The organism is Nocardia sp. NPDC057272 (assembly GCF_042668615.1).
Taxonomy (GTDB): Bacteria; Actinomycetota; Actinomycetes; order Mycobacteriales; family Mycobacteriaceae; genus Nocardia.
Window position 1 is genome coordinate 146,464 of record NZ_JBHUYK010000013.1, and the last position, 24,762, is coordinate 171,225.

At 68.0% G+C, this 24,762-nt stretch carries 22 protein-coding genes; 19 read left to right on the top strand and 3 right to left on the bottom strand.

What is annotated here, in order from left to right:
• Positions 1 to 39: 39 nt before the first annotated feature.
• From ruvC to ACFULV_RS19425, 4 genes are read left to right on the top strand one after another with little or no spacing between them, the layout of a single operon-like run.
• Positions 40 to 609: a crossover junction endodeoxyribonuclease RuvC gene (gene ruvC / locus ACFULV_RS19410; RefSeq protein WP_101467026.1), complete on the top strand. Its 570-nt coding sequence runs from the start codon at positions 40 to 42 to the stop codon at positions 607 to 609.
• Positions 606 to 1,205 (top strand): Holliday junction branch migration protein RuvA, encoded by a 600-nt coding sequence (ruvA, locus tag ACFULV_RS19415; RefSeq protein ID WP_378626898.1) that lies wholly within the window; start codon positions 606 to 608, stop codon positions 1,203 to 1,205. The genes ruvC and ruvA overlap by 4 nt, the downstream gene beginning before the upstream one ends.
• A 3-nt stretch (positions 1,206 to 1,208) precedes the next feature.
• Positions 1,209 to 2,303: a Holliday junction branch migration DNA helicase RuvB gene (gene ruvB / locus ACFULV_RS19420; protein ID WP_378626900.1), complete on the top strand. Its 1,095-nt coding sequence runs from the start codon at positions 1,209 to 1,211 to the stop codon at positions 2,301 to 2,303.
• A gap of 54 nt (positions 2,304 to 2,357) precedes the next feature.
• Complete coding sequence (locus ACFULV_RS19425; protein ID WP_378626902.1) at positions 2,358 to 2,870, top strand: GtrA family protein; 513 nt, start codon at positions 2,358 to 2,360, stop codon at positions 2,868 to 2,870.
• Positions 2,871 to 3,004: 134 nt separating this feature from the next.
• Here ACFULV_RS19425 and ACFULV_RS19430 read toward each other — a convergent pair whose 3' ends face one another.
• Both ACFULV_RS19430 and ACFULV_RS19435 read right to left on the bottom strand, forming a co-directional pair.
• On the bottom strand, positions 3,005 to 3,583 hold the full coding sequence (locus ACFULV_RS19430; RefSeq protein ID WP_378626903.1) for a DivIVA domain-containing protein: 579 nt from the start codon (positions 3,581 to 3,583) through the stop codon (positions 3,005 to 3,007).
• A 36-nt stretch (positions 3,584 to 3,619) separates the two neighbouring features.
• Positions 3,620 to 4,249, bottom strand: coding sequence for a TetR/AcrR family transcriptional regulator (locus ACFULV_RS19435; protein WP_378658480.1), 630 nt, complete (start codon positions 4,247 to 4,249; stop codon positions 3,620 to 3,622).
• A gap of 84 nt (positions 4,250 to 4,333) precedes the next feature.
• Between ACFULV_RS19435 and ACFULV_RS19440 the strand changes: the two genes are divergently transcribed.
• The 6 genes from ACFULV_RS19440 to ACFULV_RS19465 all read left to right on the top strand — a co-directional run bounded on the left by ACFULV_RS19440 (position 4,334) and on the right by ACFULV_RS19465 (position 11,616).
• Positions 4,334 to 5,824: a flavin-containing monooxygenase gene (locus ACFULV_RS19440; protein ID WP_378658482.1), complete on the top strand. Its 1,491-nt coding sequence runs from the start codon at positions 4,334 to 4,336 to the stop codon at positions 5,822 to 5,824.
• A gap of 145 nt (positions 5,825 to 5,969) precedes the next feature.
• Positions 5,970 to 6,311: a preprotein translocase subunit YajC gene (gene yajC / locus ACFULV_RS19445; RefSeq protein ID WP_378658485.1), complete on the top strand. Its 342-nt coding sequence runs from the start codon at positions 5,970 to 5,972 to the stop codon at positions 6,309 to 6,311.
• Between the two features lie 98 nt (positions 6,312 to 6,409).
• On the top strand, positions 6,410 to 8,107 hold the full coding sequence (gene secD, locus ACFULV_RS19450) for a protein translocase subunit SecD (protein WP_378658487.1): 1,698 nt from the start codon (positions 6,410 to 6,412) through the stop codon (positions 8,105 to 8,107).
• Positions 8,104 to 9,282: a protein translocase subunit SecF gene (gene secF, locus ACFULV_RS19455; RefSeq protein ID WP_378658490.1), complete on the top strand. Its 1,179-nt coding sequence runs from the start codon at positions 8,104 to 8,106 to the stop codon at positions 9,280 to 9,282. The genes secD and secF overlap by 4 nt, the downstream gene beginning before the upstream one ends.
• Before the next feature lie 25 nt (positions 9,283 to 9,307).
• Positions 9,308 to 11,020, top strand: a complete 1,713-nt coding sequence (locus ACFULV_RS19460; RefSeq protein ID WP_378658493.1) for an ABC transporter substrate-binding protein — start codon at positions 9,308 to 9,310, stop codon at positions 11,018 to 11,020.
• Between the two features lie 23 nt (positions 11,021 to 11,043).
• A complete protein-coding gene (locus tag ACFULV_RS19465; RefSeq protein ID WP_378626917.1) occupies positions 11,044 to 11,616 on the top strand; it encodes an adenine phosphoribosyltransferase in 573 nt (190 codons plus the stop codon).
• A 1-nt stretch (position 11,617) separates the two neighbouring features.
• On the opposite strand, the gene ACFULV_RS19470 is transcribed toward ACFULV_RS19465, so the two are convergent.
• Positions 11,618 to 12,226, bottom strand: coding sequence for a GNAT family N-acetyltransferase (locus tag ACFULV_RS19470; protein ID WP_378658496.1), 609 nt, complete (start codon positions 12,224 to 12,226; stop codon positions 11,618 to 11,620).
• A gap of 233 nt (positions 12,227 to 12,459) precedes the next feature.
• Between ACFULV_RS19470 and ACFULV_RS19475 the strand changes: the two genes are divergently transcribed.
• The 9 genes from ACFULV_RS19475 to ACFULV_RS19515 all read left to right on the top strand — a co-directional run bounded on the left by ACFULV_RS19475 (position 12,460) and on the right by ACFULV_RS19515 (position 24,758).
• Positions 12,460 to 14,130 (top strand): ABC-F family ATP-binding cassette domain-containing protein, encoded by a 1,671-nt coding sequence (locus tag ACFULV_RS19475; RefSeq protein WP_378658499.1) that lies wholly within the window; start codon positions 12,460 to 12,462, stop codon positions 14,128 to 14,130.
• A 273-nt stretch (positions 14,131 to 14,403) separates the two neighbouring features.
• Complete coding sequence (locus tag ACFULV_RS19480; RefSeq protein ID WP_378658551.1) at positions 14,404 to 14,799, top strand: winged helix-turn-helix transcriptional regulator; 396 nt, start codon at positions 14,404 to 14,406, stop codon at positions 14,797 to 14,799.
• Positions 14,800 to 14,891: 92 nt separating this feature from the next.
• Positions 14,892 to 15,839 (top strand): hypothetical protein, encoded by a 948-nt coding sequence (locus tag ACFULV_RS19485; RefSeq protein ID WP_378658554.1) that lies wholly within the window; start codon positions 14,892 to 14,894, stop codon positions 15,837 to 15,839.
• Complete coding sequence (locus ACFULV_RS19490; RefSeq protein WP_378658501.1) at positions 15,836 to 17,152, top strand: adenylosuccinate synthetase; 1,317 nt, start codon at positions 15,836 to 15,838, stop codon at positions 17,150 to 17,152. Before ACFULV_RS19485 ends, ACFULV_RS19490 begins: the two co-directional genes overlap by 4 nt.
• A 68-nt stretch (positions 17,153 to 17,220) precedes the next feature.
• Positions 17,221 to 17,850: an NUDIX hydrolase gene (locus tag ACFULV_RS19495; protein ID WP_378658504.1), complete on the top strand. Its 630-nt coding sequence runs from the start codon at positions 17,221 to 17,223 to the stop codon at positions 17,848 to 17,850.
• A gap of 235 nt (positions 17,851 to 18,085) precedes the next feature.
• Positions 18,086 to 19,102 (top strand): alkaline phosphatase family protein, encoded by a 1,017-nt coding sequence (locus tag ACFULV_RS19500; RefSeq protein WP_378658506.1) that lies wholly within the window; start codon positions 18,086 to 18,088, stop codon positions 19,100 to 19,102.
• Positions 19,103 to 19,301: 199 nt separating this feature from the next.
• The gene (locus tag ACFULV_RS19505) at positions 19,302 to 21,674 is read left to right on the top strand and encodes a bifunctional (p)ppGpp synthetase/guanosine-3',5'-bis(diphosphate) 3'-pyrophosphohydrolase (RefSeq protein WP_101467044.1); all 2,373 of its coding nucleotides are present in this window, start codon (positions 19,302 to 19,304) and stop codon (positions 21,672 to 21,674) included.
• Between the two features lie 209 nt (positions 21,675 to 21,883).
• A complete protein-coding gene (locus tag ACFULV_RS19510; RefSeq protein WP_378658509.1) occupies positions 21,884 to 23,521 on the top strand; it encodes a cutinase family protein in 1,638 nt (545 codons plus the stop codon).
• A 55-nt stretch (positions 23,522 to 23,576) separates the two neighbouring features.
• A complete protein-coding gene (locus ACFULV_RS19515) occupies positions 23,577 to 24,758 on the top strand; it encodes a hypothetical protein (RefSeq protein WP_378658512.1) in 1,182 nt (393 codons plus the stop codon).
• Positions 24,759 to 24,762 lie beyond the last annotated feature (4 nt).

The window sequence follows — 24,762 nt, forward strand, 5'->3', positions numbered from 1 at the left end:
ACTTTCGAACAACTGTTCGTGTCTTCGAAGGGGTGGCCGGTGCGGGTGATGGGCGTCGATCCGGGGCTTACCCGGTGCGGGCTCAGCATGGTGGACAGCGGACCGGGCCGGAAGGTGGTCGCTCTCGATGTGGGGGTGGTGCGGACCCCGCCCGACGCCGAGCTGGCGTTGCGGTTGATGGCCGTCGCGGATGCCGCCGAGGAGTGGATGGATACGCATCGGCCCGAAGCTGTCGCGATCGAGCGGGTGTTCGCGCAGCACAATGTGCGGACCGCGATGGGGACAGCGCAGGCCGGTGGGGTGATCGCGCTGGCCGCGGCGCGGCGCGGGATCCGGGTGGCGTTCCATACGCCCAGTGAGGTGAAAGCGGCCGTCACCGGCAACGGTACAGCGGACAAAGCGCAGGTCACCGCGATGGTGACGCGGATTCTCGGTTTGCAGGTCGCGCCGAAACCGGCCGATGCCGCCGACGCGCTCGCACTGGCGATCTGTCATTGTTGGCGGGCGCCGCTGATGGACCGGATGGCGGCCGCGCAGGCACAGGCGGACGAGGTCCGCCGCCGCTACGAACAACGGCTCGCCGAACAACGGAAGGTGGTGCGCGGGTGATCGCGTCGGTACGCGGGGAGGTACTCGAGATCGCGCTCGATCACGTGGTGATCGAAGCCGCGGGCGTCGGGTATCGCCTCAATGCCACCCCTGCCACACTCGCCGGGCTCACCCGCGGTGAGCAGACCCGCCTCTACACGGCGATGATCGTGCGCGAGGACTCGATGACCCTGTTCGGGTTCGCCGATACCGAAGCGCGCGAACTGTTCGGGCTGCTGCAGACCGTCTCCGGCGTCGGTCCCCGCCTGGCGATGGCGGTACTCGCCGTGCTCGAACCCGAAGCACTGCGAAAGGCGCTGGCCGAGAGCAACGTCGCCGCGCTGACCAGGGTCCCCGGCATCGGCAAACGCGGCGCCGAGCGGATGGTCGTCGAACTGCGCGACAAGGTGAACCAGGTGGCCGTTCCCACCGGTCCGCCCGGTGCGGAAACGCCGAGTACCCCGGTGCGCGAACAGGTTTCCGAAGCGCTCGTCGGCCTCGGGTTCCCGGCCAAGCAGGCCGAACAGGCCGTCGACGCCGTCCTCGCCGACCAGCCCACCGCCACCACCTCGGTGGCGTTGCGCGCGGCGCTCGGCCTGCTCGGCAAGAACAGGTAGACCGTGGACGAAGACTTCGACACCTTCGCCGAGACCGACGAATCCGACCTCACCGCCCGGTATCTCAGCACCGACGGCGAAGCCGAAACCGGCCTGCGTCCCACCTCGCTCGACGAGTTCATCGGCCAGCCCCGCGTGCGCGAACAGCTGGCGCTGGTCCTGCGTGGTGCGCGTCAGCGCGGCGCCACCCCCGATCATGTCCTGCTGTCGGGACCACCCGGCCTCGGCAAGACGAGCATGGCGATGATCATCGCCGGCGAACTCGGCACCGCCCTGCGCATCACCTCGGGCCCCGCGCTGGAACGCGCGGGCGATCTCGCCGCCATGCTCTCCAACCTGGTCGAGGGCGACGTCCTGTTCATCGACGAGATCCACCGCATGGCCCGCCCGGCCGAGGAAATGCTATATCTGGCGATGGAGGACTTCCGCGTCGACGTGGTCGTCGGCAAAGGCCCCGGCGCGACCTCGATTCCACTCGATATCGCCCCGTTCACCCTGGTCGGCGCCACCACCCGCTCGGGCGCGCTCACGGGTCCGCTGCGTGATCGCTTCGGTTTCACCGGGCACATGGACTTCTACGACCCTGCCGAGCTGTTGCAGATCCTCACCCGCTCGGCCCGGATTCTCGGGGTGCAGATCGACCACGACGCCGCCGCCGAGGTCGCCGGACGCTCACGGGGCACGCCACGTATCGCCAACCGGCTGCTGCGCCGGGTTCGCGACTACGCCGAGGTCAGGGCGGACGGCATCATCACCCACCCGATCGCGATGGCGGCGCTCGAGGTCTACGACGTCGACGCGCTCGGCCTCGACCGGCTCGACCGCGCCGTCCTCGGTGCGCTCGTGCGTGGATTCGGTGGGGGACCGGTGGGTGTATCGACCCTGGCCGTCGCCGTCGGCGAGGAAGCGGCCACCGTGGAAGAGGTCTGCGAACCCTTCCTGGTCCGCGCCGGACTCGTTGCCCGCACACCCCGCGGCCGGGTGGCGACCGCGGGCGCCTGGGAACATCTCGGTCTGGTGCCGCCGCCCGACCTGGTCATCGGTGCCATCGAAGTGCGTGGACGCGAACCGCAACCGAGCGCCGACCGCTTCGACTGAGATAGCGCGCCTCCGGGCGGGCATCGCGCCGCAACGTCGTCTACTGTCGATTCGGTGGCAGTCCTAGAGGTGGTGCAACGACTCCCCGAGCCGTTGCGTTCCCTGCTCTTGAAGCATCGGGAACTCCTGAAATTCGCCGTGGTCGGTGCGATCACCTGGTTCATCGACACGGGCGTTGTGTACGCGGTGAAACTGACGGTGCTCGGCGACAAGCCGCTCACCGCGCGCCTGCTCGGGGCGCTGATCGCGACGATCGCCTCCTACATCCTCAACCGCGAGTGGTCGTTCAACGCCCGCGGCGGCCGGCAGCGCAGTCACGAAGCGGCCCTGTTCTTCGCGGTCAGCGCCCTGGGCATCGTGGTCACCATGATCCCGCAGGCGCTGTCGCTCTACGCGCTGAATCTGCGTGTGCCGCACGTGGATCCGACGGTACAGATGGTCGCCAACTTCATCTCGGGACAGATCCTCGGCGTCCTGCTGGCCATGGCGTTCCGCTTCTGGGCCTTCCGCCGCTACGTGTTCCCCGACGACCTGCGCGAAGCCGAACTACACAGCATCCAAGGGTAGGAACCGGCGCAGCCGCGGATGGCGGTTTTCGGCCGCCTTGATCTGGACTGACCGAAGGGTGCGACGAAGGAGTGCCCGTAGGGAGGGAAGATCAAGGTTCCCAGGCCGAAAACCAGCGGCGCCAGCCGCAAAAATTATTGTCGGCGCTCGGGGTGTTCCAGCGCGGTGATCACCAGGTCGATGAAGGCGTCGACTTCTTCGCGGGCGTAGCCGCGGGTACCGAGGCGGGTGTCGGTGAAGCGGACGCCGCGCACATCGGCGGTGGTGAGGCTGCCGGGGCCGTTGTGGGCCAGGGTCGCCGCGACCAGGTCGAGGAAGGCGTCGACCTCTTCCTCGTGGTAGCCGCGCCTGCCGACGGCGGACTGGGTGAACCGCATGCGGTGCACATCGTCGGGCGTGAGCATCTCGGCGACATCGTCGCCTGCGCGCGCTGCCGGAACGGGGGCGCCGCCCTTCTGGCGATGTTCGAGCTCGGTGCGCACCCGGTCGAGGAAATCGTCGACCTGATCGGCCTGATATCCGCGACCGCCGAAGCGCGGGGCGCCGAAGTGCACGTGGCGGATGTCGTCGGCGGTGAGCGCGCCCTGCCCGTCGAGGGTGGCCGAAACCCGTTCCAGGAAGGCGTCGACCTCGTCTGCGTGGTAGCCGCGATGCCCCAGGGTCGGCATGGCGAAGTGGGTGCGGCTCACATCGTCGGGCGTCACAGCGGTCATTGTCTCAGGATTGCCCTTCTATCCCACGGCTTTTCGTTATCGGGCAGCGGCGCGCACGCCATCGATGAACAGCCGCCGCACGGCGTGACTGTACACCGACATCGATGCCGGATCAGGGGTTCGCATCCCCGCGACCAGCCCGGCGACGATCATGCCGAGTGCCGCCTTGGCGGTATTGGCGGTATCGATATCGGCGCGCAGGTAGCCGACGCGCACACCGTGATCGAGGTAGCGCGTCATGAGGATCTCGGTGGCGTCGACGAGGCCGTACACCCGGTCGGTGAGCACGTCGTCGATGCCGGTGGCGTGGAACAGCAACAGGTGCGCGGTGCGCGGATCGTCGAGCAGGACGCGGTTGAGTGAATCGCTGAGCCGGTCGATCAGCGCGGCGTATTCCTCGATCGTGGCGGCGCTCTCGGGCTCCATGTCGTTGTCGAGCGTGCCGAAGATGCGCCCGCTCACCTCGTCGATGACATGGTCGATGATGTCGCGCTTGTTCGCGAAGTAGCGGTAGAAGGTGCCGTGTCCGATGCCCAGACGCGTGGCGATATCGGCGATTCCGGTGGCGTGATAGCCCTTCTCGGCGAAGCAGTCGAACGCGGTATCGATGATCTCCCTGCGCAATTCGGCTTTGCGCTGGTCGATTCGCGAGGGTGGCTTCGTCACCTTGACGATGTTACATTCGCTGTAATCAGAATGACGTGTCATTCTGAGGCAGGAGCATTCTCGATCTCAGTGTGGAGGTTCGGCGTGGTACCTCAGTTCGACGCGGTCGTGGTCGGAGCGGGTTTCGGTGGCATCGGTGCCGGTATCGAGCTCGACCGGCTCGGGTTGCGCGATTTCGTCATCCTGGAACGGGAGGACGACCTGGGCGGCACCTGGCATGTGAACAGGTATCCGGGTCTGGCGGTCGACATCGCCTCGGTGACCTACTCCTATTCCTTCGAGCCCAACCCGCGCTGGACCCGCTTGTTCGCGCCCGGCGCCGAGCTGAAGAAATACGCCGAACACGTGGCCGACAAATACGATCTGCGCAGGCGGATGCGGTTCGGGACCGTCGTCGACGGTGCGCGCTGGGACGCGGAGAACCAGCAGTGGGTGGTGACGATCGCCGGCGGTGAGACGCTGACCGCGCGGTATCTGCTCGCGGCGACCGGGTTCCTGTCCCAGCCCTACACACCGCCGTTCCCCGGCATCGAGTCCTTCGCGGGCAAGATCATCCACACCACCGACTGGGACGCCGATTACGACCTGACCGGTCGCAAGGCCGCCATCATCGGCACCGGCGCCACCGCGGTGCAGCTGGTGCCCGAGGTCGCGAAGAAGGTCGACGAGCTGACCGTGTTCCAGCGGACCCCGATCTGGGTGGTGCCCAAGGTCGACGCGCCGATTCCGGGGGTGGTGCGGGAACTGTTCGACAAGGTCCCGCTCACGCAGAAGGCGGCTCGGCTCGTCAACACCGGCATGCTCGAGGCGCTGATGGTTGTCGGCGTGCTGCACTACAAGCAGGCCAAACCGTTGAACCGGGCGGCCGCCGCGATGGCCAAGGCGCACCTGTTCGCGCAGGTGCGTGATCCCGAGACCCGGGAGAAGCTCACCCCGCACTACGACTTCGGCTGCAAGCGCCCGACGTTCTCCAACACCTATTTCAAGACGTTCAACCAACCGCACGTGCGGCTGGAAACGAACTCGATCGACCAGGTGGAACCCGACGGCATCGTCACCGCCGACGGCCACAAAACCGAGATCGACACCTTGCTGCTGGCCACCGGCTTCAACCTCTGGGACGTGAACTTCCCGGCCATCGAGATCATCGGCCGCGACGGTGTGAACCTCGGGAAGTTCTGGCGCGACAACCGTTTTCAGGCCTACGAGGGCATCACCGTGCCCAAGTTCCCCAACTTCCTGAGTCTCAACAGCCCCTACTCCTACAGCGGGCTGTCGTACTTCACCACCATCGAAGCCCAGATGAAGCACATGGGCAGGTTGTTCGCCGAGTTGTTCCGCCGTGGCGAGCAGACCTTCGAGGTCACCGAAGAAGCCAACGCGGGATTCCTCGACCGGATGACCGACAAGCTGGGTTCCTCGGTCTTCTACGGCGGTGACTGCTCATCCGCGCGCAGCTACTACTTCAATCAGCACGGGGAAGCGGCACTGCTGCGCCCGACCAGCACCGCCGCCGCGCACCGCGAGGCCGTCACCTTCCCGCTCGACGATTACACCTACGGCAGCATCGCCTGAACCTTCTCGGCCCCGGTCCGCGCACCCGCCGGACCGGGGCCTGTTTCACGCGCGCGTCGGTGTCCGGTGTGTCGCCGCGGCGGGGAACTGGCAGACTGTCAGGCGTACTTGCACGTCCACCACTGACTAGGGACTGACTTCGACGATGGACTTCCTGTTTCCGCTGCTGATCCTGGCCCTGCTCGTGCCGATGTTCTTCGGTATCCGCAAACAGAAGCGGGAGGCCGAGAAGGTCTCGACGATGCAGGAGGCCTTGAAGGTCGGTGACGCTGTCGTCACCACCTCGGGTCTGTACGGCACCGTCGTGGATCTCGACGAGGACACCGTCGACCTGGAGATCGCCGAAGAGGTGGTCACCACGTGGCTGCGCCAGGCGATCCGTGAGGTGCGCGCCGACGAGCAGACGGTCGAGGAGACCCCCGAGGTCACCGACGCCCCCGTCGAGGAAGTCGTGGAACAGACCGAGACCCGGCTGACCAAGGACTGACCAGTCCCTTTTCCCGCCCGGGCGCACTGGCGTTGCGGGCCGGGCACCGTTGTGCCCACCGATCCAGCCTCGACTTCCCGCCTAGGAGATGACCTGCTGTGCCACCTTCCCAAGGATCGGCGCATCCGTTCCGGCTGCTCGGCGCCTACGCCGCGCTGCTGGCCGTGATCTACGCGCTGGTGTTCTTCACCGGTGACCATTCCCCGTCGGCCAAGCTCGGCATCGACCTGCAGGGCGGTACCCGCGTCACGTTGACCGCGCGGACCCCCGACGGCAACAAGCCGAGCCAGGACAGCCTGAAGAAGGCCCAGGAGATCATCGACGCCCGTGTCAACGGTCTCGGTGTCGCCGGCTCCGAGGTGGTCATCGACGGTGACAACCTGGTCATCACGGTGCCCGGCGATGACAGCCAGCAGGCACGCGCGCTGGCCACCACCGCCAAGCTCTACATCCGCCCGGTGCTGTTCGCCACCGAGCCGCAGGCAGGCGGCGCGGCTCCGCCCGCGCCCGGCACCGCGCCACCGGGTGGCACCGCGCCCCCGGCGGCCACGGAGACTCCGGCGCCCGTGCCCGGCGAGTCGACCCCACCCGCCGAGGGCGCGACGACCCCTGCGCCGCAGTCGCGGGTGTTCCCCGCGCAGGCACCGCCGACGCCGACGCCGCCGCCCGGTGGGCTCACCACCCAGCAGCAGCAGGCCAAGGAGATCGCCGACGCCAAGGCGCTGCGTCAGAGCACCGATCAGCAGGTGCAGCAGGTCGCCGTGGCGGCGATGGACTGCACCAAGCCCGATCCGCTGACCGGTAACGACGATCCGACGCTGCCGCTGGTCACCTGCTCGCAGGACGGCACCGAGGTGTTCCTGCTCGGCCCGAGCCGCATCGACGGCCAGGAGATCGCCGACGCGACCTCCGGCCTGAACTCCCAGCAGGCCCGGCACGAGGTGAACCTCGAGTTCAAGTCCGGGGGCGCCGATGCCTGGTCGAAGCTGACCGGTGAGTACGTCAACAAGCGAGTCGCGTTCGTGCTCGACTCGAAGGTCGTCAGCGCGCCGCAGGTGCAGCAGGGCCCGCAGCTGGGTGGCCGTACCTCGATCTCGGGGAGCTTCACCGCCGACAGCGCGGACGAGCTGGCCAACACGCTGAAGTACGGTTCGCTGCCGCTGTCGTTCCAGACCTCCGAAGCGGAGACGGTCTCGGCGACACTGGGCCTGTCTTCGCTGAAGGCGGGTCTGCTGGCCGGCGCCGTCGGCCTGATCGCGGTGCTGCTGTACTGCCTGCTCGTGTACCGGATGCTCGGCCTGCTGGCCGGGTTCTCGCTGATCGCGGCCGGTATCGCGGTCTACGGCATCATCGTGCTGCTCGGGCGGTGGATCGGGTTCACCCTCGACCTCGCGGGTATCGCCGGTCTGATCATCGGTATCGGTTTGACGGCCGACTCGTTCGTGGTGTTCTTCGAACGCATCAAGGACGAGATGCGCGAAGGCCGCAGCTTCCGCTCGGCGGTGCCGCGCGGTTGGCAGCGAGCTCAGCGCACCAACCTGTCCGGTAAGACGGTCAGCTTGATCGCCTCGGTCGTGCTGTACCTGCTCGCCGCCGGTCAGGTGAAGGGCTTCGCCTTCACCCTCGGTGTCACCACAGTCCTCGACGTGATCGTGCTGTACCTGGTCACCGCACCGCTGCTGATGCTCGCCTCGCGCTCGCCGTTCTGGGCCAAGCCGTCGGTGAACGGACTCGGCTCGGTTCAGCAGATCGCCAGGGAACGCGGCCAGGCCAGGTCGAAGGAGATGTCACGATGAGCAACGACAACCCCACCGATGAATCGGTGAACCTGGACTCCTACGAGCCCACACAGGGCCCGAAGCACGGCTTCTTCGAGCGTCTCTACACCGGCACCGGCGGCTTCCCTATCGTCAGCAGGCGCAAGTTCTTCTACACGCTGTCGGCGGTGCTGCTGCTGATCTCGCTGCTCAGCATCGGCGTGCGCGGTTTCACTCTCGGTATCGACTTCGAGGGCGGCTCGCGTATCCAGATCCCCGCGGCCGAGGGCGTCACCACCCAGGAGGTGGAAGACGTCTACTCGCAGGCGCTCGGTCACGGACCGGTGTCGGTGCAGAAGGTCGGTTCCGGGGAGTCGGCCACCATCCAGGTGCGTTCGGAAACCCTCGACCTGGCACAGATCGACCAGCTCCAGACCGCGCTCTACGACGAATTCCAACCCAAGGACTCGTCCGGGCAGGTGAGCCGCAACGCCATCAGCATCGCCGAGATCAGCGAGACCTGGGGCGGGCAGATCACCCAGAAGGCGTTGATCGCGCTGGCGGTGTTCGTGCTGCTGACGATGGTCTACATCGCCATCCGCTTCGAACGGGACATGTCCATCGCGGCGATCGTGTCGCTGTTCTTCAACCTGTTCGTGACGGCGGGTATCTACTCGCTGGTCGGGTTCGAGGTGACACCGGCCGCGGTGATCGGCCTGCTCACGATTCTGGGTTACGTTCTCTACGACAACGTCGTGGTCTTCGACAAGGTCGAGGAGAACACTCGCGGCGTGCTGCACCTGAACAAGCGCACCTACGCCGAACAGGCCAACCTGGCCGCCAACCAGACGTTGATGCGCTCGATCAGCACCACCGTGATCGGCATCCTGCCGATCATCGGCATGCTGGTGATCGCGGTGTGGTTGCTCGGGGTCGGCACGCTCAAGGACCTCGCGCTGGTGCAGCTGGTCGGCATGATCGTCGGCGCCTACTCCTCGCTCTTCCTCGCCGTGCCGGTGCTGGTCTCGATCAAGGAACGCTGGGGTCCGGTGGCCGCGCACACCAAGAAGGTCCTGGACAAGCGCGCCGGTGTCGGTGCGGGCGTTCGGGTTCCGGTGGGCGCTTCGGCCGCCCGTGGCCCGCGACCGACCGGCAGCGGTGCGCCGCGGCCGGGGTCGCGTCCGAGTGGAAAGCGACAGCAGAGAAGGCACTGACGACCGACTAGCAGGGGGTCTCATCATGCGACGCAGCACGATTCGACTGATCACCGTGCTCGCCACGGCGGCTGTGACCACCTCCGTGGTGGCCGGGTGCTCGACCAAGAACCAGGTGCCTTCCATCGGGTACGCGGTCGACGCCGCGGTCGCCAGCTACAACGGCGCGAGCACGCTCGGCGCCAGCAGCGGCGCCGCGGCGGTGTTCGGCCGGGTGCTGACCGGGTTCTTCTACACCGGACCCGACGGGCAGCAGGTGGCCGATACCGACGTCGGCACGGCCAAGGAAGTGCCGGGCGAGACGCAGACGGTGCAGTACCGGCTCAATCCGGACGGGGTGTACTCCGACGGGGTGAAGACCTCCTGCGACGATCTGGTGCTGGCGTGGTCGGCGCGCTCGGGCAAGTTCACCCGCCCCGGCGACGGTGGGCCCGTCTCGTTGTTCGACGCCGCGAGCACCGTGGGCTACGACGAGATCGAACGGATCGACTGCCAGCCCGGGTCCAAGGACGCCACCGTGGTGTTCCGGCCGGGCAAGCACTACCTGCCGTGGCGGACGCTGTTCACCGCGGCCGAGGTGATGCCCGCCCATGTGGTGGCGCAGGCGGTGGGTGTGCCGAACGTGGTGAACGCCCTGCAGACCGGCGACGGCGCGGTGATCGGCCGGATCGCCGACTTCTGGAACACCGGCTGGACTGTGCAGGCCGGGGCGCTCGACCTGACGAAGTTCCCGTCGTCGGGGCCGTACCGGATCGAATCCTTCAGCGCGAAGGACGGTTTGGTGCTGGTCGCCAACGAGAAGTGGTGGGGTGACCCGCCCGAGACCAAGCGGATCGTGGTGTGGCCCAAGGGCACCGACTTCGCCGCCAAGGCGAAGGAGAACGCGCTCGGGGTCGTCGATCTCGGGGCCGGGTCGGTCGCGGATCTGAAGCTCGACGGTTTCGACGAGCAGACGGTGGCGAGCCGTAGCGCCGAGCAGCTCGTGCTCGCCACCGGTGGGGTGTTCTCACGGGTGGAGGTGCGCCGGGCGTTCGCACAGTGTGTGCCGCGCCAGGCACTGTTCGACACGCTGGGCAAGGCGGGTGAGCCCGCGCCGCACGGCCTCGGCGCGGGTGTGCTGAACGCCCATGTGGTGCAGCAGGATTCGCTGTACTACCCGGCGGTGATCGGCGGCGCCGATCGGTATCGCGGCGCCGACATCCCCGCGGCCACCGCGACGTTGGCGTCCTCCGGCACGGCGCAGCCGACGGTGCGGATCGGGTATCAGGGTCCCGATGCCCGCCGCGCGCAGACCGTGGCGATGATCGCCGAGACGTGCCGCGGCGCGGGCATCACCGTGGTCGACGCGGGTTCGCCCGACTTCACCCCGGTGAAGCTCCCCGAGGGCGCGGTCGACGCGGTGCTCGGCGGAACCGGCGCGGTGCCGGGGCCCGCGGGGTCGAGCGAGGGTGTTGTCGCGTTCGCCGCGTTGCGGGCAGGTAGCGGCCTCGATTTCGGTGGCTTCGCTAACGGTCGCTACGATGCGATCACCGATCAGCTTGCGGGCGAAGCCAACTCGACCGCGACGCTGAACCTGCTGACCGAGGCCGAGAACCTGCTGTGGGCGCAGCTACCGAGCATTCCGTTGTTCGCGACGCCGCGCATCATCGCCTTCGGCAACGGGATGCGGAACGGGATCGCCGGGCCGACACAGGCCGGTACCGGCTGGAACATGGATCGCTGGGTGTTGCAGCGATGAGCGCACGTGATGAAAGAGGGTTGATGAGCAAGCACGCGGTGGTCGAGTCCGACGATCAGGCCAGTGAGCGCACCGCCGAGGCGGCCGCCGCGGTCACCCGGCTGACCCGCTGGCACGACGACTTCCCCACGCCGGGTGTGCGTTTCGCCGATCTCACTCCCGTGTTCGCCGACGCCGTCGGCTTCCGCGCGGTCATCGACTGCTTCGCCGCCATCGCCCCCGACGCCGACCTCGTGGCAGGTGTCGACGCGCGTGGCTTCCTGCTCGGGGCAGGCGTCGCCGCGACGCTCGGCACCGGCGTGCTCGCCATCCGTAAGGGCGGCAAACTCCCGCCGCCGGTCGTCTCACGCGAGTACAAGCTCGAATACGGTTCCGCCGCACTGGAAATCCCCGCCGACGGCGTCGACCTCGAGGGCAAGCGGATTCTGCTGCTCGACGACGTCCTCGCCACCGGCGGCACCCTCGCCGCCGCGGCCGCCCTGTTCAAGGAGGTCGGCGCCGAGGTGGTCGCCGCCGCCGTGGTGATGGAACTCGAGTTCCTGAAGGGGCGCGAGCACCAGGGTGACTATCCGGTGAGCTCGATCGTCAAGATCTGACTCAGCGCGCTGCCCGCAGCATCGGCCACAGCGTCGGGCCGCCCGGGATCTGCAACTCGCCGGTGACGACGAAGCCGAAGCGTTCGTAGTACGGGACGTTGACCGGGTTGCTGGATTCCAGATAGGCGACGGCGTGCTCGGCGTCGACGCGGTCGAGCCGGCTGTGGAGCAGGGCGCTCCCGTAACCTCCGCCCCGGACATCGGGGGCGGAGCCGAGCATCGCCAGATACCAGTGTGGTTCGGTCGGATGGTTCTTCTTCAGCAGGTCACCCACCTGTTTGCCGGCCAGTGTGCGGCGGCCGAACGCGCGCCAGATACCGGGCAGCGTGCGAAGTTCGGTCAGGGGTGACGGGTTCTGATGGTGTGGTGGGGTCCACAGGGCCACGCCGCCCACCGTGTCGTCGGGGCGCAGTGCGAGGTCGGAGGCGTCCGCCGGTAAGAAGAGGTGGCGCGCCATCGTGGCGAAGAACCGGGGCAGGCCGGCGGCTCGCCGATCCGGGTCCGGCAGGATCCAGCTCATCACCGGGTCGTGCTGGAACGCCGCGGCCAGCGTCTCGGCCACCGCGTCGACATCGTGCCGGACCGCCTTGCGCACCACAATCGTCGCCATCGCACTCCTTCGATCCGGGTTCGCCTACGAGATGGCGACTCGCGTCCAGGCTAGCTTTTCCATGACGGGCCTCACAGGAGGGAAAAAGGGGTGGCGCGTCGGGGTAGCTCGGTGTTATCAATGAAGGGTCTTGTTCCCGGCGATCGGAGCCATGCGTTGATTTCTTGAGGTAGCGCTCTCGGACGGTCCGCATTCTGCGCACCGTGTTTCCGTCGCACCTCCAGGGGATCCGCATGACCTCTCTTTCCTTTTCCGATCTCACCTTTCACTGGCCGGATGGCACCGCTGTCTTCGACGGGCTCGACGCTGTCGTCGGGCCCGGTCAGATCGGTCTCGTCGGCAGCAACGGCGCCGGCAAATCGACGCTGTTGCGGCTGGTCGCCGGGGAACTGAAGCCGGTGCGTGGGTCGATCTCCGTGCCGGGCAGCCTCGGCTATCTCCGGCAGGACCTGGGCATGCAGACCGGTCAGCGGGTGGACGCGGTGCTCGGTATCGCCGAGGTACGCGGCGCGCTGCACCGCATCGAGAGCGGCACCGGCGAGCCCGCCGACTTCGACACAGTCGGCATGTCCTGGCAGGTCGAGGACGAGGCTGTCGCACTGCTCGGCAAGCTCGGGCTCGACTACGTCGCCAAGTCGGTCGATGAACTCGACCGCACCCTGGACACCCTCTCCGGTGGCGAAACCGTGCTGCTGGGCCTGGTCGCCGAACTGCTGCGCGAACCCGACGTGCTGCTGCTCGACGAACCGACCAACAACCTCGACGCGGTCGCCCGCGGGCGGCTCTACGAGGTGATCCGGCAGTTCGCGGGCACCGTGATCGTGGTCAGCCACGATCGCGAACTGCTCGATCGGATGGACGGCATCGCCGAACTGCGCGCGGGCGAAATCCGCTCCTTCGGTGGTGGTTTCAGCGACTACGAGCGGATCATCGAGGCCGAGCAGGAAGCGGCGCGCGCCGCCGTTCGCGATGCGCGCAGCGATGTGCGCAAGCAGGCGCGCGAACTCGTCGATGCCCGAACGAAACTGGACCGGCGGGCGCGCTTCGCGCAGAAGATGCAGGACAACAAGCGGGTACCGAAAATCGTCGCGGGACTGCGCAAGAACGCCGCGGAGGTATCGGCGGGCAAACTGCGCAACTCCCACATCGACAAACTCGACTCCGCCCGCGAAACCCTTGATCACGCCGAGGAATTGGTGCGCGCGGACCGGGAGATCCGCGTCGAGCTCCCCGGCACCAGGCTGTATCCGGGACAGGATGTGCTCGACCTGCGGCAGGTCGAGCTGGCCAACGGCCCGGTGGTCGACCTGCGCGTGAGTGGACCGGAGCGGATCGCGTTGACCGGGCGTAACGGCGCGGGCAAAACCACCCTGCTGCGTCGGATCGTCGCCGAGGGGCCGAAGGTTTCGTGGCGGTTGTTGCCGCAGCGTCTCGATGTCTTCGACGAAACGCGAACGGTGTTCGAGAATGTCGCCGCCGCGGCACCGCACGCGACACCGGAACAGATTCGCGGTCAGCTCGCGCGCTTCCTGTTCCGCGGCGCCGACGCCGACATCGCGGCCGCCGCGCTCTCGGGCGGCGAACGACTGCGCGCCGCCCTGGCCACCCTGCTGCTCGCCGAACCTGCCCCCAGGCTGCTGATGCTCGACGAGCCCACCAACAACCTCGACTTGCCCAGCCTGGCTCATCTGACCCAGGCACTGGCGAGTTTCGAGGGTGCGCTGATCGTGGTGAGTCACGACGAACGCTTCCTCGACGACATCGGGGTCACCCGCAGGCTCGAGCTCACCCCGGACGGCCTGGTCGAAGACGGACCGGTGGCTACCGCCCAGAATTCGCGGCCCGGCGCACCGCTCCCGGATACCGGAGCAGATTCGGGCCCAACCACACCGCCACCGCGGTGAGCGCGAGCCAGGGGCGCAAGTGTGGGCGCATCCGCCGGATGCGGCCGTCGGAATCGAGGTCGAGCACCATCGCCTCGGTCATCCGGAAAGGCCCGAACCTGGCTTCGCCCAACAGGACTCGGGTGTCGCCGGTGCCGAGTGTGTCGGTCCATCGCAGATCGCTGACCGTGCGATAGACGAGGGTGAGCAAAGGGGCGAGGTCGGTTCGGCCACGGAAGACGAGCCGCCCCGATCCTGCGCGACCTGTTCCTCGGCATCAGCCGCTTCGAGGACCTGCGTCGAGACCTCGGTATCGCGTCCAATGTGCTGACCGATCGTCTTCGCACCCTGCGTGACCACGAGATCGTGGAAACCAGGGTGTACCAGGAGAACCCGACCCGCACCGAGTACGTCCTCACCGACCGCGGTCGCGATCTCTACCCGATCCTGACCATGCTGCTGGCGTGGGGGGATCGCTGGCTGGCCGGTGAGGACGGCCCGCCGCTGTCGGTGGTCCACCGCGACTGCGGTCAGGTGACCGAGGGCGTCGTCGTCTGTCGAGCATGCGCCGCTCCGCTCACCTCGGACAATGTCACCTGGCGTGCCGGTCCGGGCGGTCGGTCCGGTCCCGGTGTCGTTCTCGTCGCTACGCGCTTGACGCCGCTGCCGGACGGCACTGCCTCCTGCTGATCAACTCGGACGAATTCGCCCCAGCGCCTTGACGATCGTTGTTTTGGTTGAATAGACTAAAACAACGATCAAGGCGAGAGGGCGTGGTTCGGATGGGGTACGGAAACTGGGATGACACCGCCTACCGGGCGGGCAAGACGTATCGGGCGCGGCAGGGGGTGGACGATTTCGGGTACACGGCCGAGATGCGGGCGAAGCCGTATGACACGTGGTGCGCGCATCCCCTGCTCGACCCCTTCGGAGTCGGCAAGCGCGAGTGCCGGGACTCGGCCGAGCACGGGAACTCGCTGCCGGTGGCCGTGCTGTTCGATGTGACCGGGTCGATGGGCCGGGTGCCGCGCATCATGCAGGACAAGCTGGGAAAACTGCACGGGCTGCTGAAGAACAAGGGGTACGCGCAGGACCCGCAGGTGCTGTTCGGCGCGATCGGCGACGCCGACACCGACCGGGTGCCCTTGCAGGTCGGGCAGTTCGAATCCGACAACCGGATGGACGAACAGCTGCGGGCGATCCTGCTCGAGGGCGGCGGTGGCGGACAGAAGTCCGAAAGCTATGAGCTGGCCGCCTATTTCATAGCCGAGCATGTCGCGACGGACGCCTGGGACAAGCGCGGCAAGAAGGGGTATCTGTTCCTGATCGGCGACGAGCTGAACAAGCCTCGCCTGGCCGCCCGGCACATCAGGGCGGTGATCGGCGATCATGTGCGCCGCGACGTGTCCGTCGAGTCGATCTATCGCGAACTCGAGCAGCGCTGGCACGTGTACTACATCCTGCCGAATCAGTCGTCGTACTACCGGGATCCGGAGATCGCCGAACACTGGCGGGCGTTGCTCGGGCAGAACTTCCTGAAACTCGACGACCCCGGCGCGGTCTGCGAACTGATCGCGCTGACCATCGGATTGGGCGAGGACCGGGTCGATCTCGACACCGGTCTGGCCGATCTGCGCGACGTCGGATCGAGTGACGAGGCCGATGCGGTCGGCCGGGCGCTCGGCTCGAAGCCCGGCCCGACGCGGCGCGCTCTGCCGCCGGGGCGATGAGCCCGCTGTTCGGTGGCCGCCACCTCGTCGTCGTCGATCTGGGTTTCGGTGACGCGGGCAAGGGCGCCACGGTCGATTGGTTGTGCTCGCCCGAGGCCGATCTCGGGGTGTCGGCCGTGGTGCGGTTCAACGGCGGTGCGCAGGCCGCGCACAACGTCGTGGCCGACGGTCGCCACCACACCTTCGCGCAGTTCGGATCGGGGACTTTCTCGGGGGTCCCGACGCTGCTGTCGCGGTACATGCTGGTCGAGCCGATCGCGCTTGCCGCCGAGTCCGAACAGTTGGCGGCGCTCGGTGTTCACGACCCGCTCGGCCTGCTCGCCGTCGACGGCCGCGCCCTGCTGACCACACCGATCCACATCGCGGCGAACCGTGCGCGTGAGGACGCGAGGGGTACTTCGCGGCACGGTTCCTGCGGCCGTGGTATCGGTGAAACAGCCTGGTACGCACTGGAGAACGACGCGCCGACCGTGGCCGACTGCCGGGCGCCGGCCGTGCTGCGCGCCAAACTGGATCGGCTCGCGGCGCACTACGAGGACCTCGTCGGCCCGAGCGTGCACGGGTACGAATCGATCGACGCCCTGGTGGCGATGTACGGCGATTTCGCGCGAGCCGTCCGCATCACCGGTGATGCGGAACTCGCCCTGACCGCGCACGATGGGCGATTGGTGTTCGAAGGCGCGCAGGGTGTGTTGCTCGACGAGTGGCGCGGCCTGCACCCGCACACCACCTGGTCGACGGTCGAGCCACGCAACGCCCGCGCCATGATCCGCGACATCGGCGGAACCGCCGCGGTTCTCGGCGTCACCCGCACCTATATGACCCGGCACGGCGCGGGTCCGCTGCCGACCGAAGCGCCGCTCGGTTTTCCCGAACCGCACAACGGCACCGGGCATTATCAGGGTGCGTTTCGGCAGGGACACCTGGATCCGATCCTGCTGCGCTACGCCGTCGACGTGTGCGGCGGGATCGACGGGCTGGTCGTCAACCACCTCGACATGCCCGGAACCCTCCGCGCCGCACAGGCATACGAGACGCCGGCGGGCAGATCGGCCGAACTGGTCCCCGGCCGGTGGCGTGATCTCGATCACCAGCAGCGGCTCACCGGCGAACTCTTCGCTGCGACACCGATTCTCGTGCCGATCGACACCGACCCGGCAGCGTGGCTGGCCGAGCGGTTGCGGGTACCGGTGGTGCTGACCGGGCACGGTCCGGATCGGCGCGACCGCGCTGTCGCGGCTTCCGTCGCCGGCCGGAGGGAGCGGCCCGCCGATGTCGGTGGGCAGGGAAGAATCGGAGCATCCGTACCGTGAACCGCGGTATCGGCCGGTGACAACGCACTGCGCCCGGAGCAGAGCAGCTCGAGGCAGGATGGGATGACGTGGAGCAATCCGTTGTGTCGATCGATGTGGTGACCTTGCGGTGCTGGGATGCCGACAGCGGCGTCCGGATCGGCATCGCCCCCCGCGAGTTCGAGCCGTTCACCGGCGAACTCGCGCTACCGGGTGTGCTGCTCGGCCGCGGCGAACGTCTCGTCGACGCCGCCCGGCGCGCCGTCCACACCAAACTCGGGGTGCCGGCCGCGGCGATCGGCGCGGTCGGCCAGCTCGTCACGTTCGACGAACCACACCGCGACCCGCGCGGGCCGACGCTGGCCATCGCGATGTGGGCGGTGGTCGCCGAGCACGAGGGACCCGCGGAGTGGGTGGGCTTCGACGAGGTCCCGCCGCTGGCGTTCGACCACAATCGCATCGTCGATACCAGCCGTGCGTTGCTGGCCGGACTCCTGTGGAAGGACGCGACGCTCACCCGAGCACTGGCGGGCACCGAGTTTCCCGCCACCCGCGCGGTCGATCTCAGTACCTCGCTGCACGGTGCTCGTCCCGACCCCGCCAACCTCAACCGCACGCTCGCCGCGATCCCAGGGCTCGGCCGGACCGGTGAACGTCGCCGGGTGAAAGCCACCGGGCGGCCCGCTGTGGTGTGGGCGTTCGACGTCGACGGAAACTGAGCCGCGGCGAACGGATTTCCGACTCGCGCTCGGTGCTGCCATCGGTGAGATCACATGCCTGCGGCAGTATTTCGGCGTGCGCGCCGAGGCGGCGGAATTCCGATCGCCCGTTCGGTCGACCTGTGGTTCGCGGGTTGTTCAGCGAGGCGTCCGGTGCGTGCGAAACCGATGAAACGTCGATGAACACCGTCGCGTCGGCCTCACCGCGACGGCGCCGATCCCGCATCGTGAGGGCATGCGCGAGATGTCGGCTCCGGCGAAAGTGCTCGCGGCGCTGGTCACCGCGTTGGTGACGATTCCGCTGGTGGGATCGGCGGCAGGCTCGGTGGCGGCGTTCGACGACGTGGGGGCGAGGGTCGACGCGGCGGCCGCGTTCGGTGCTCCGCGGCGCGGGGTGGGCGAGGTGGTGAACAAGGTCGTCGTCATCGGGATCGATGGGCTGATGTTCGACAAGGCCGATGCGGCACAGGCGCCGCGATTGCGGCGCCTCGCCGCGCAAGGGCTGCTGTCGCAGGGGAACATCGCGGGGCACATCACGATTTCCGGGCCGTCGTGGGCGAGCGCGCTGACCGGGGTGTGGGACACCGAGCACGGGATCACCGGCAACGAATTCGACGCGAGTCCGTTCGTGGCGCACCCGAGCGTGTTCACCCGGATCGAACGGGCCGACCCCGCTCGGCACACGGTGTCCATCGGCACCTGGCACCAGATCGCGACGATCGCCGCCACCGGTGACCGGCGCGCCGACATCGCCCTCACCACCGCACCCGTCGCCGACGATCCCGACGAGTCGGCCACCGACGCCGCGACGGCCACCGAAGTGGTGTCCGCGATCGAGCGTTCCGGCCCCGATCTGGTCTTCACCCACCTCGACCAGATCGACCTGGCCGGCCACCAGCACGGCGGTGCGTCCCGCGCCTATCTCGCCGCGATTCGCCGGGTGGACGGGCTCGTCGGCCAGATCGTCGCGGCGGTCGACCAGCGCGCGCACGCTCATCCCCGCGAACAGTGGACCGTCCTGGTCACCACCGACCACGGCCACCTCCCGACCGGTGGCCACGGTGGCCAGACCCCCGCCGAAACCGCCAACTTCGTCATCGCCCGCGGCCCCGACTTCACCCCGGGCACCGTGACCAGCGCCCACACCCTGGTGGACCTCACGCCCACCGTCCTCGACCTCCTCGCCGCCCCGCCCGGCCGTCTCGACGGCCACAGTCTTCGCGCCCGCCCGACGCCAGGCGATGAGCGCTGACAGGTTCGCCCTATCCGCAGGCCCGGAAACTCACTACGCTGCCCGGGAACAACCGGCAGAAACCGCGAAGAGGCGGATTAGCCGCAGGCCTGTGACCCCGGTGACTCGAACACCAGGTCGGTACGAGGACTAAAGTGAGGACCTGGGCGGTTGCAGCACTCGGCCGACACGGTCCGAATGCAGCGTGAGAGGTGGTGGCATGACTCGACAACTGGGCGAGGCGAAGGTTGGGCAGGAATCCACCGGCGCCACGCCGAGCCAGGGTGCACCGGCGAAGACCCCCGAAACCGCCAAGCAGTCCCCGACAGCCTCGGTGCCCAGTTCGGCGTCTCGGCGGGTTCGTGCGCGGCTGGCTCGGCGGATGACCGGTCAACGGGGGATCGCGGCGGTCAAGCCGGTGCTCGAACCCTTGGCCACCGTCCACCGCGAGCTGTACCCGAAGGCCAATCTCGGCCTGCTCCAGCGCGCCTTCGACGTCGCCGACGAACGCCACGCCAAGCAGTTCCGCAAGTCCGGCGACCCCTACATCACGCACCCGCTCGCTGTCGCCAACATCCTGGCCGAGCTCGGCATGGACACGACCACCCTGGTCGCGGCCCTGCTGCACGACACCGTCGAGGACACCGGCTACTCCCTCGAACAGCTCAAGGAAGAGTTCGGGCAGGAAGTCGCCCACCTCGTCGACGGCGTCACCAAGCTCGACAAGGTGAACCTGGGCGCGGCGGCCGAGGCCGAGACCATCCGCAAGATGATCATCGCCATGGCCCGCGACCCGCGTGTGCTGGTGATCAAGGTCGCCGACCGGTTGCACAACATGCGCACCATGCGTTTCCTGCCGCCGGAGAAGCAGGCCAAGAAGGCCAAGGAAACCCTCGAGGTGATCGCGCCGCTGGCGCACCGCCTCGGGATGGCCACGGTCAAATGGGAGCTGGAGGACCTCGCCTTCGCGATCCTGCACCCCAAGAAATACGACGAGATCGTGCGCCTGGTCGCCGATCGCGCGCCCTCGCGCGACACCTATCTGGCGAAGGTCCGCGCGGAGATCACCAACACCCTGGCCGCGTCGCGGATCAACGCGATCGTCGAAGGCAGGCCCAAGCACTACTGGTCGATCTATCAGAAGATGATCGTCAAGGGCAAAGACTTCGACGACATCCATGACCTGGTCGGCATGCGGATCCTGTGCGAGGAGGTCCGCGACTGCTACGCCGCCGTCGGTGTCGTGCACTCGCTGTGGCAGCCCATGGCGGGCCGGTTCAAGGACTACATCGCGCAGCCGCGCTACGGGGTCTACCAATCGCTGCACACCACGGTCGTCGGCCCCGACGGCAAGCCGCTCGAGGTGCAGATTCGCACCCAGGACATGCACCGGACCGCCGAGTTCGGCATCGCCGCGCACTGGCGGTACAAGGAGACCAAGGGCAAGCACTCCGGTGACGCCGCCGAAGTCGACGACATGGCGTGGATGCGTCAGCTGCTCGACTGGCAGCGGGAGGCCGCCGATCCCGCGGAGTTCCTCGAATCGCTGCGCTTCGACCTGAAGTCGCCGGAGATCTTCGTGTTCACGCCCAAGGGCGATGTGATCACGCTGCCGCAGAAGTCCACTCCGGTCGACTTCGCCTACGCCGTGCACACCGAGGTCGGGCACAAGTGCATCGGCGCTCGGGTGAACGGCCGCCTGGTGGCGCTGGAACGGCAACTGGAGAACGGCGAAGTCGTGGAGGTGTTCACCTCCAAGGCGCAGAACGCGGGACCCAGTCGCGACTGGCAGAAGTTCGTGGTCTCCCCACGTGCGAAAGCCAAGATTCGCCAATGGTTTGCCAAGGAACGGCGCGAGGAAGCGCTCGAGAGCGGCAAGGAGCAGATCTCCAAGGAGGTCCGCCGTGTCGGGCTGCCGCTGCAGCGGTTGATGAGTGTCGAGGCGATGACCGCGGTCGCGCACGAGCTGCACTACAGCGACATCTCCACCCTCTACACCGCGGTCGGCGAGCACCAGGTGTCGGCGCATCACGTGGTGCAGCGGCTCATGGCCCAGCTCGGCGGCATCGGCGATGTCGAGAACGAGCTGGCCGAGCGGTCGACACCGTCGACCACGCCGGCCCGTCAGCGTGTCACCGGTGACGCGGGCGTGCTCATTCCCGGTGCGCCGGGAACGGTCGCGAAGCTGGCCAAGTGCTGCACGCCGGTGCCGGGCGACGAGATCATGGGCTTCGTGACCCGTGGTGGCGCGGTGAGCGTGCACCGCACCGACTGCACCAACGCCGATTCCCTCCAGGAACAGTCGGAGCGGATCATCGAGGTCGAATGGGCGCCCTCACCCTCGTCGGTGTTCCTGGTCGCGATCCAGATCGAGGCGCTCGACCGCACCCGATTGCTCTCGGATGTGACCAAGGTGCTGGCCGACGAGAAGGTCAACATCCTGTCCGCTTCGGTGGCCACCCATGGCGACCGCGTCGCGATCAGCAAGTTCACCTTCGAGATGGGCGACCCCAAGCACCTCGGTCACCTGCTCAATGTGGTGCGCAACGTCGAAGGTGTCTACGACGTGTACCGGGTGACCTCCGCCGCCTGACCCGACTACGGCCCGGGCACTCTCCTCACGAGGGCGCCCGGGCCGCTGTCTGCCCAGGTGATCGCCGAAAGGTTGCTGGTCGCATCGGGTTTGCCGGGGGCAGCGAAAGGGCCGATTAGGGCAGCGGTTGGGTTACCCGGAATCTGTTACGGTTTAGTGCGTTTCAACGCTCCACTGGTCAGCCGAAACGGACTGTGATGCGGATCGATATGGCTCGGTGCACGACACGACTCACGGGGACGCTGATCGCGTTCACCGTCGCTTCGCTGTCGGTTACGGCGGGGGTGGCCGGCGCGGAAGACGGTACACCCACCACGCCGTCTACACACGTATCCATCGCCGCGTGTCCGGCACTGTATGCCTTGGGAATTCAGGGCACGGGCGAGTCCTCGCCCGACGCGGCGCCCAGCACCGACACCGGGATGCTGTCGACGGTATTCCGTCCGATGCTGGCCGGTGCGTCCGACCCGGGACTCGTCGATCGTGCGTACGTGCCCTATGAGGCCGGTTTCGGCGGTGCGGTCCAGGGCGGCGCGGTGCCGTACACCGAATCGGTGGCCGGGGGCCTGGAACGACTTCGCGCGATGGCGACCCAGGTGGCGCAGCGCTGCCCGGACACCCGGTTCGCGGTCGTCGGCTACTCCCAAGGCGCCCACGTCGCCTCGCTGTTCGCCCAGGAGGTCGGAGCGGGCACCGGAGCACTGTCCGCGGACAAGGTCGCCGCGGTCGCGTTGTTCGCCGACCCGACCCGTGCGGAGAACGCGCCACTGTTTCCCGGCGCGCCCGACCGGACCGCACCGCTGGCGGCGCCGGGAACCTCCGGCGACGCGGTAGCGAACATCGGTGCCGTGCGTCAAGGGGTCGCCTCCGGTGGTGGGCTCGCCCCGCAGAGCGAGCAGACCGATGACTTCGGTAAACTCACCGGTCGTGTCGCAAGCTTTTGTGCCACAGGCGATCTCGCGTGTGACGCACCGCAGGGCGCGCCGATCGTGCGTGCCGTCACCAACCTCATGAGCCAGTCGAAACTCTCCGGCGGCGATCCGATCGGCTCGTTGACCTCGATCGCGCAGGCGCTGGCGTTCACCTCCATCAAAACGGCCACCGCGGTGGTCGAGGAGGACATCTCCGGCGCCACCCTGGCCGACGTGTCGATCTCGCCGAAGAAGTCGATCTCACAGCGAGTGTCCGATGCCTCGGACCCGAACAGCAAGCTCGACATGAACGCCGCGTATCAGGCGCTGCTGAAGGTCGGCATGATCGGCCTCAATGCCGTCGCCACCGTGGTGAAGTCGGTGATCAGCCCGGCGAGTATCAGCGAATTGGCCACGGCCACATTGTCGAATCCGCTGGCCGGACTCACGCTGCTCGGGACGAAACTGGCAGGCGCGGTCCCGCAACTGGTGCCGCCGACCACCGGGATCCGGCTGGTCAACGAGGCGTTCACCGCGGTCCAGCAGAATGTGACCGACAACGCCGAACTCCTCGACGTCACCACCTGGGTGCGCTACTGGGACACGCTGCAACGCCATGACGCCTACTCGCGCATGGGCGTCGGCGCGAACGGCGCCACCCCGACGGAGTACGTCGGCCGGTGGTTCGCCGCGCTCGCCCACGACGCGGCAGGCGTTTCCGGGAAGGGAGCGGTACCGGTCGGCGGGTCCGACTCGCGTGGTATGGGAATATTCCAGAGCCCGACCGGCGCGTCTACGACAACCAAACCCTCCGGTGGGGGACAATTTCCGTTCGGGACAGGAGCCGATGGCGCCTCATCCGGCGGCGCGACGACTCCGCCTGCCGCGACACCCGTAACCACCGCACCCACCACCCGTCCGTTCTCTGTGAACTGATCACCGAGAGGTCTTCGATGCGAACTGTGCCCGGCGCCGTGGAAAGGGGGGAATGTTGAAGTCGTACAACGAATTGTCGCGCTGGTACTCGGCGCTGGAGCCCGAGACCGAGACCGGCGCCCCCGTGCGCCCGGACACCACCGAACCGGTGGCGGGCGACGACGACAGCATCGACCGATATTCGACGAATCCCGACGCCGCCCCGATCGCCGAGCCGGCGCCGGATCACGCCACGGCAGGGGAGCGGCAGTCGGAACCGTTCAGCCTCGCCCTCGACTTTCAGCCGACCGCCACCGGCGGCTCGCCCAGCCGGGAGGCCGGCCATCAGGCGAAAGTTGCCGGCGACCCGCACGGTGGGAACGTCGAGTCCGAGCCGAAAGTCGGCGACCCGTTCAGCCGGGCCACCGAGTTCCATGACGCGACAACCGAATCCGCGAGCTGGGCCGCGCCCGAGAACGACAAGCGGCCGTACCAGGCCGAACCAGAGCATGCGCCCGAGCCCGCTCCACCGCCTCCCGCGCAACTCGCCGGGCGCCGGAGCGACTTCACCGGCGGCTGGTCGGACTGGGTCGCCGAACCGGCACCCGGCCCCGACGACGACTACGACGCCGAACTCGTCCAGTTCCCCTGGCCGGAGGCCGCCGCCGACGAATACGACAACGCCCGGGTGCTCGAGCCCTCCGGCGCCTTGCGCGCGAGCCGGAAACGTCAGCGCACGTGGGTGGTTCTCGCGGTCTCGGTCCTCGTCCTCGTGCTCGCCGCGACCGGGGTGTTCTTCCTGCTGTTCGGGCGCGGCGACAGCAACACCGCCCGCGACACCGCCCCGCCCCTGCACTTCACCGCGGGCAACCTGACCGCCGACACCGCGGGATCGTGCCCGACCGAACGCACCGAGATCGTGCTGCGCAGCGCCGAAGCGGGCGGCACCGACTCGGGCCCCGACGCCGTTCTCGCCTTCCAGTACGCCTACTACGTGACCCGATCGGGGGAGCAGGCCAGAGCGGTGGTCACCCCCGACGCCGATGTCTCGCCGGCCGCCGTGATCCAGCGCGGTATCGACACCATCCCGGTGGGGACCACCCACTGCGTGCGGATCACCACCGTCGCGGCCGACCGGTTCACGGTGGAGGTCACCGAGTTCCGGCCCGCGGGTGCACCGGCCACCTACACCAAGCAATCGGTGCGGACAGCGCTGGTCGGCGATCGCACGCTCATCACGGGCATCGCGGCAGGGTAAGGAG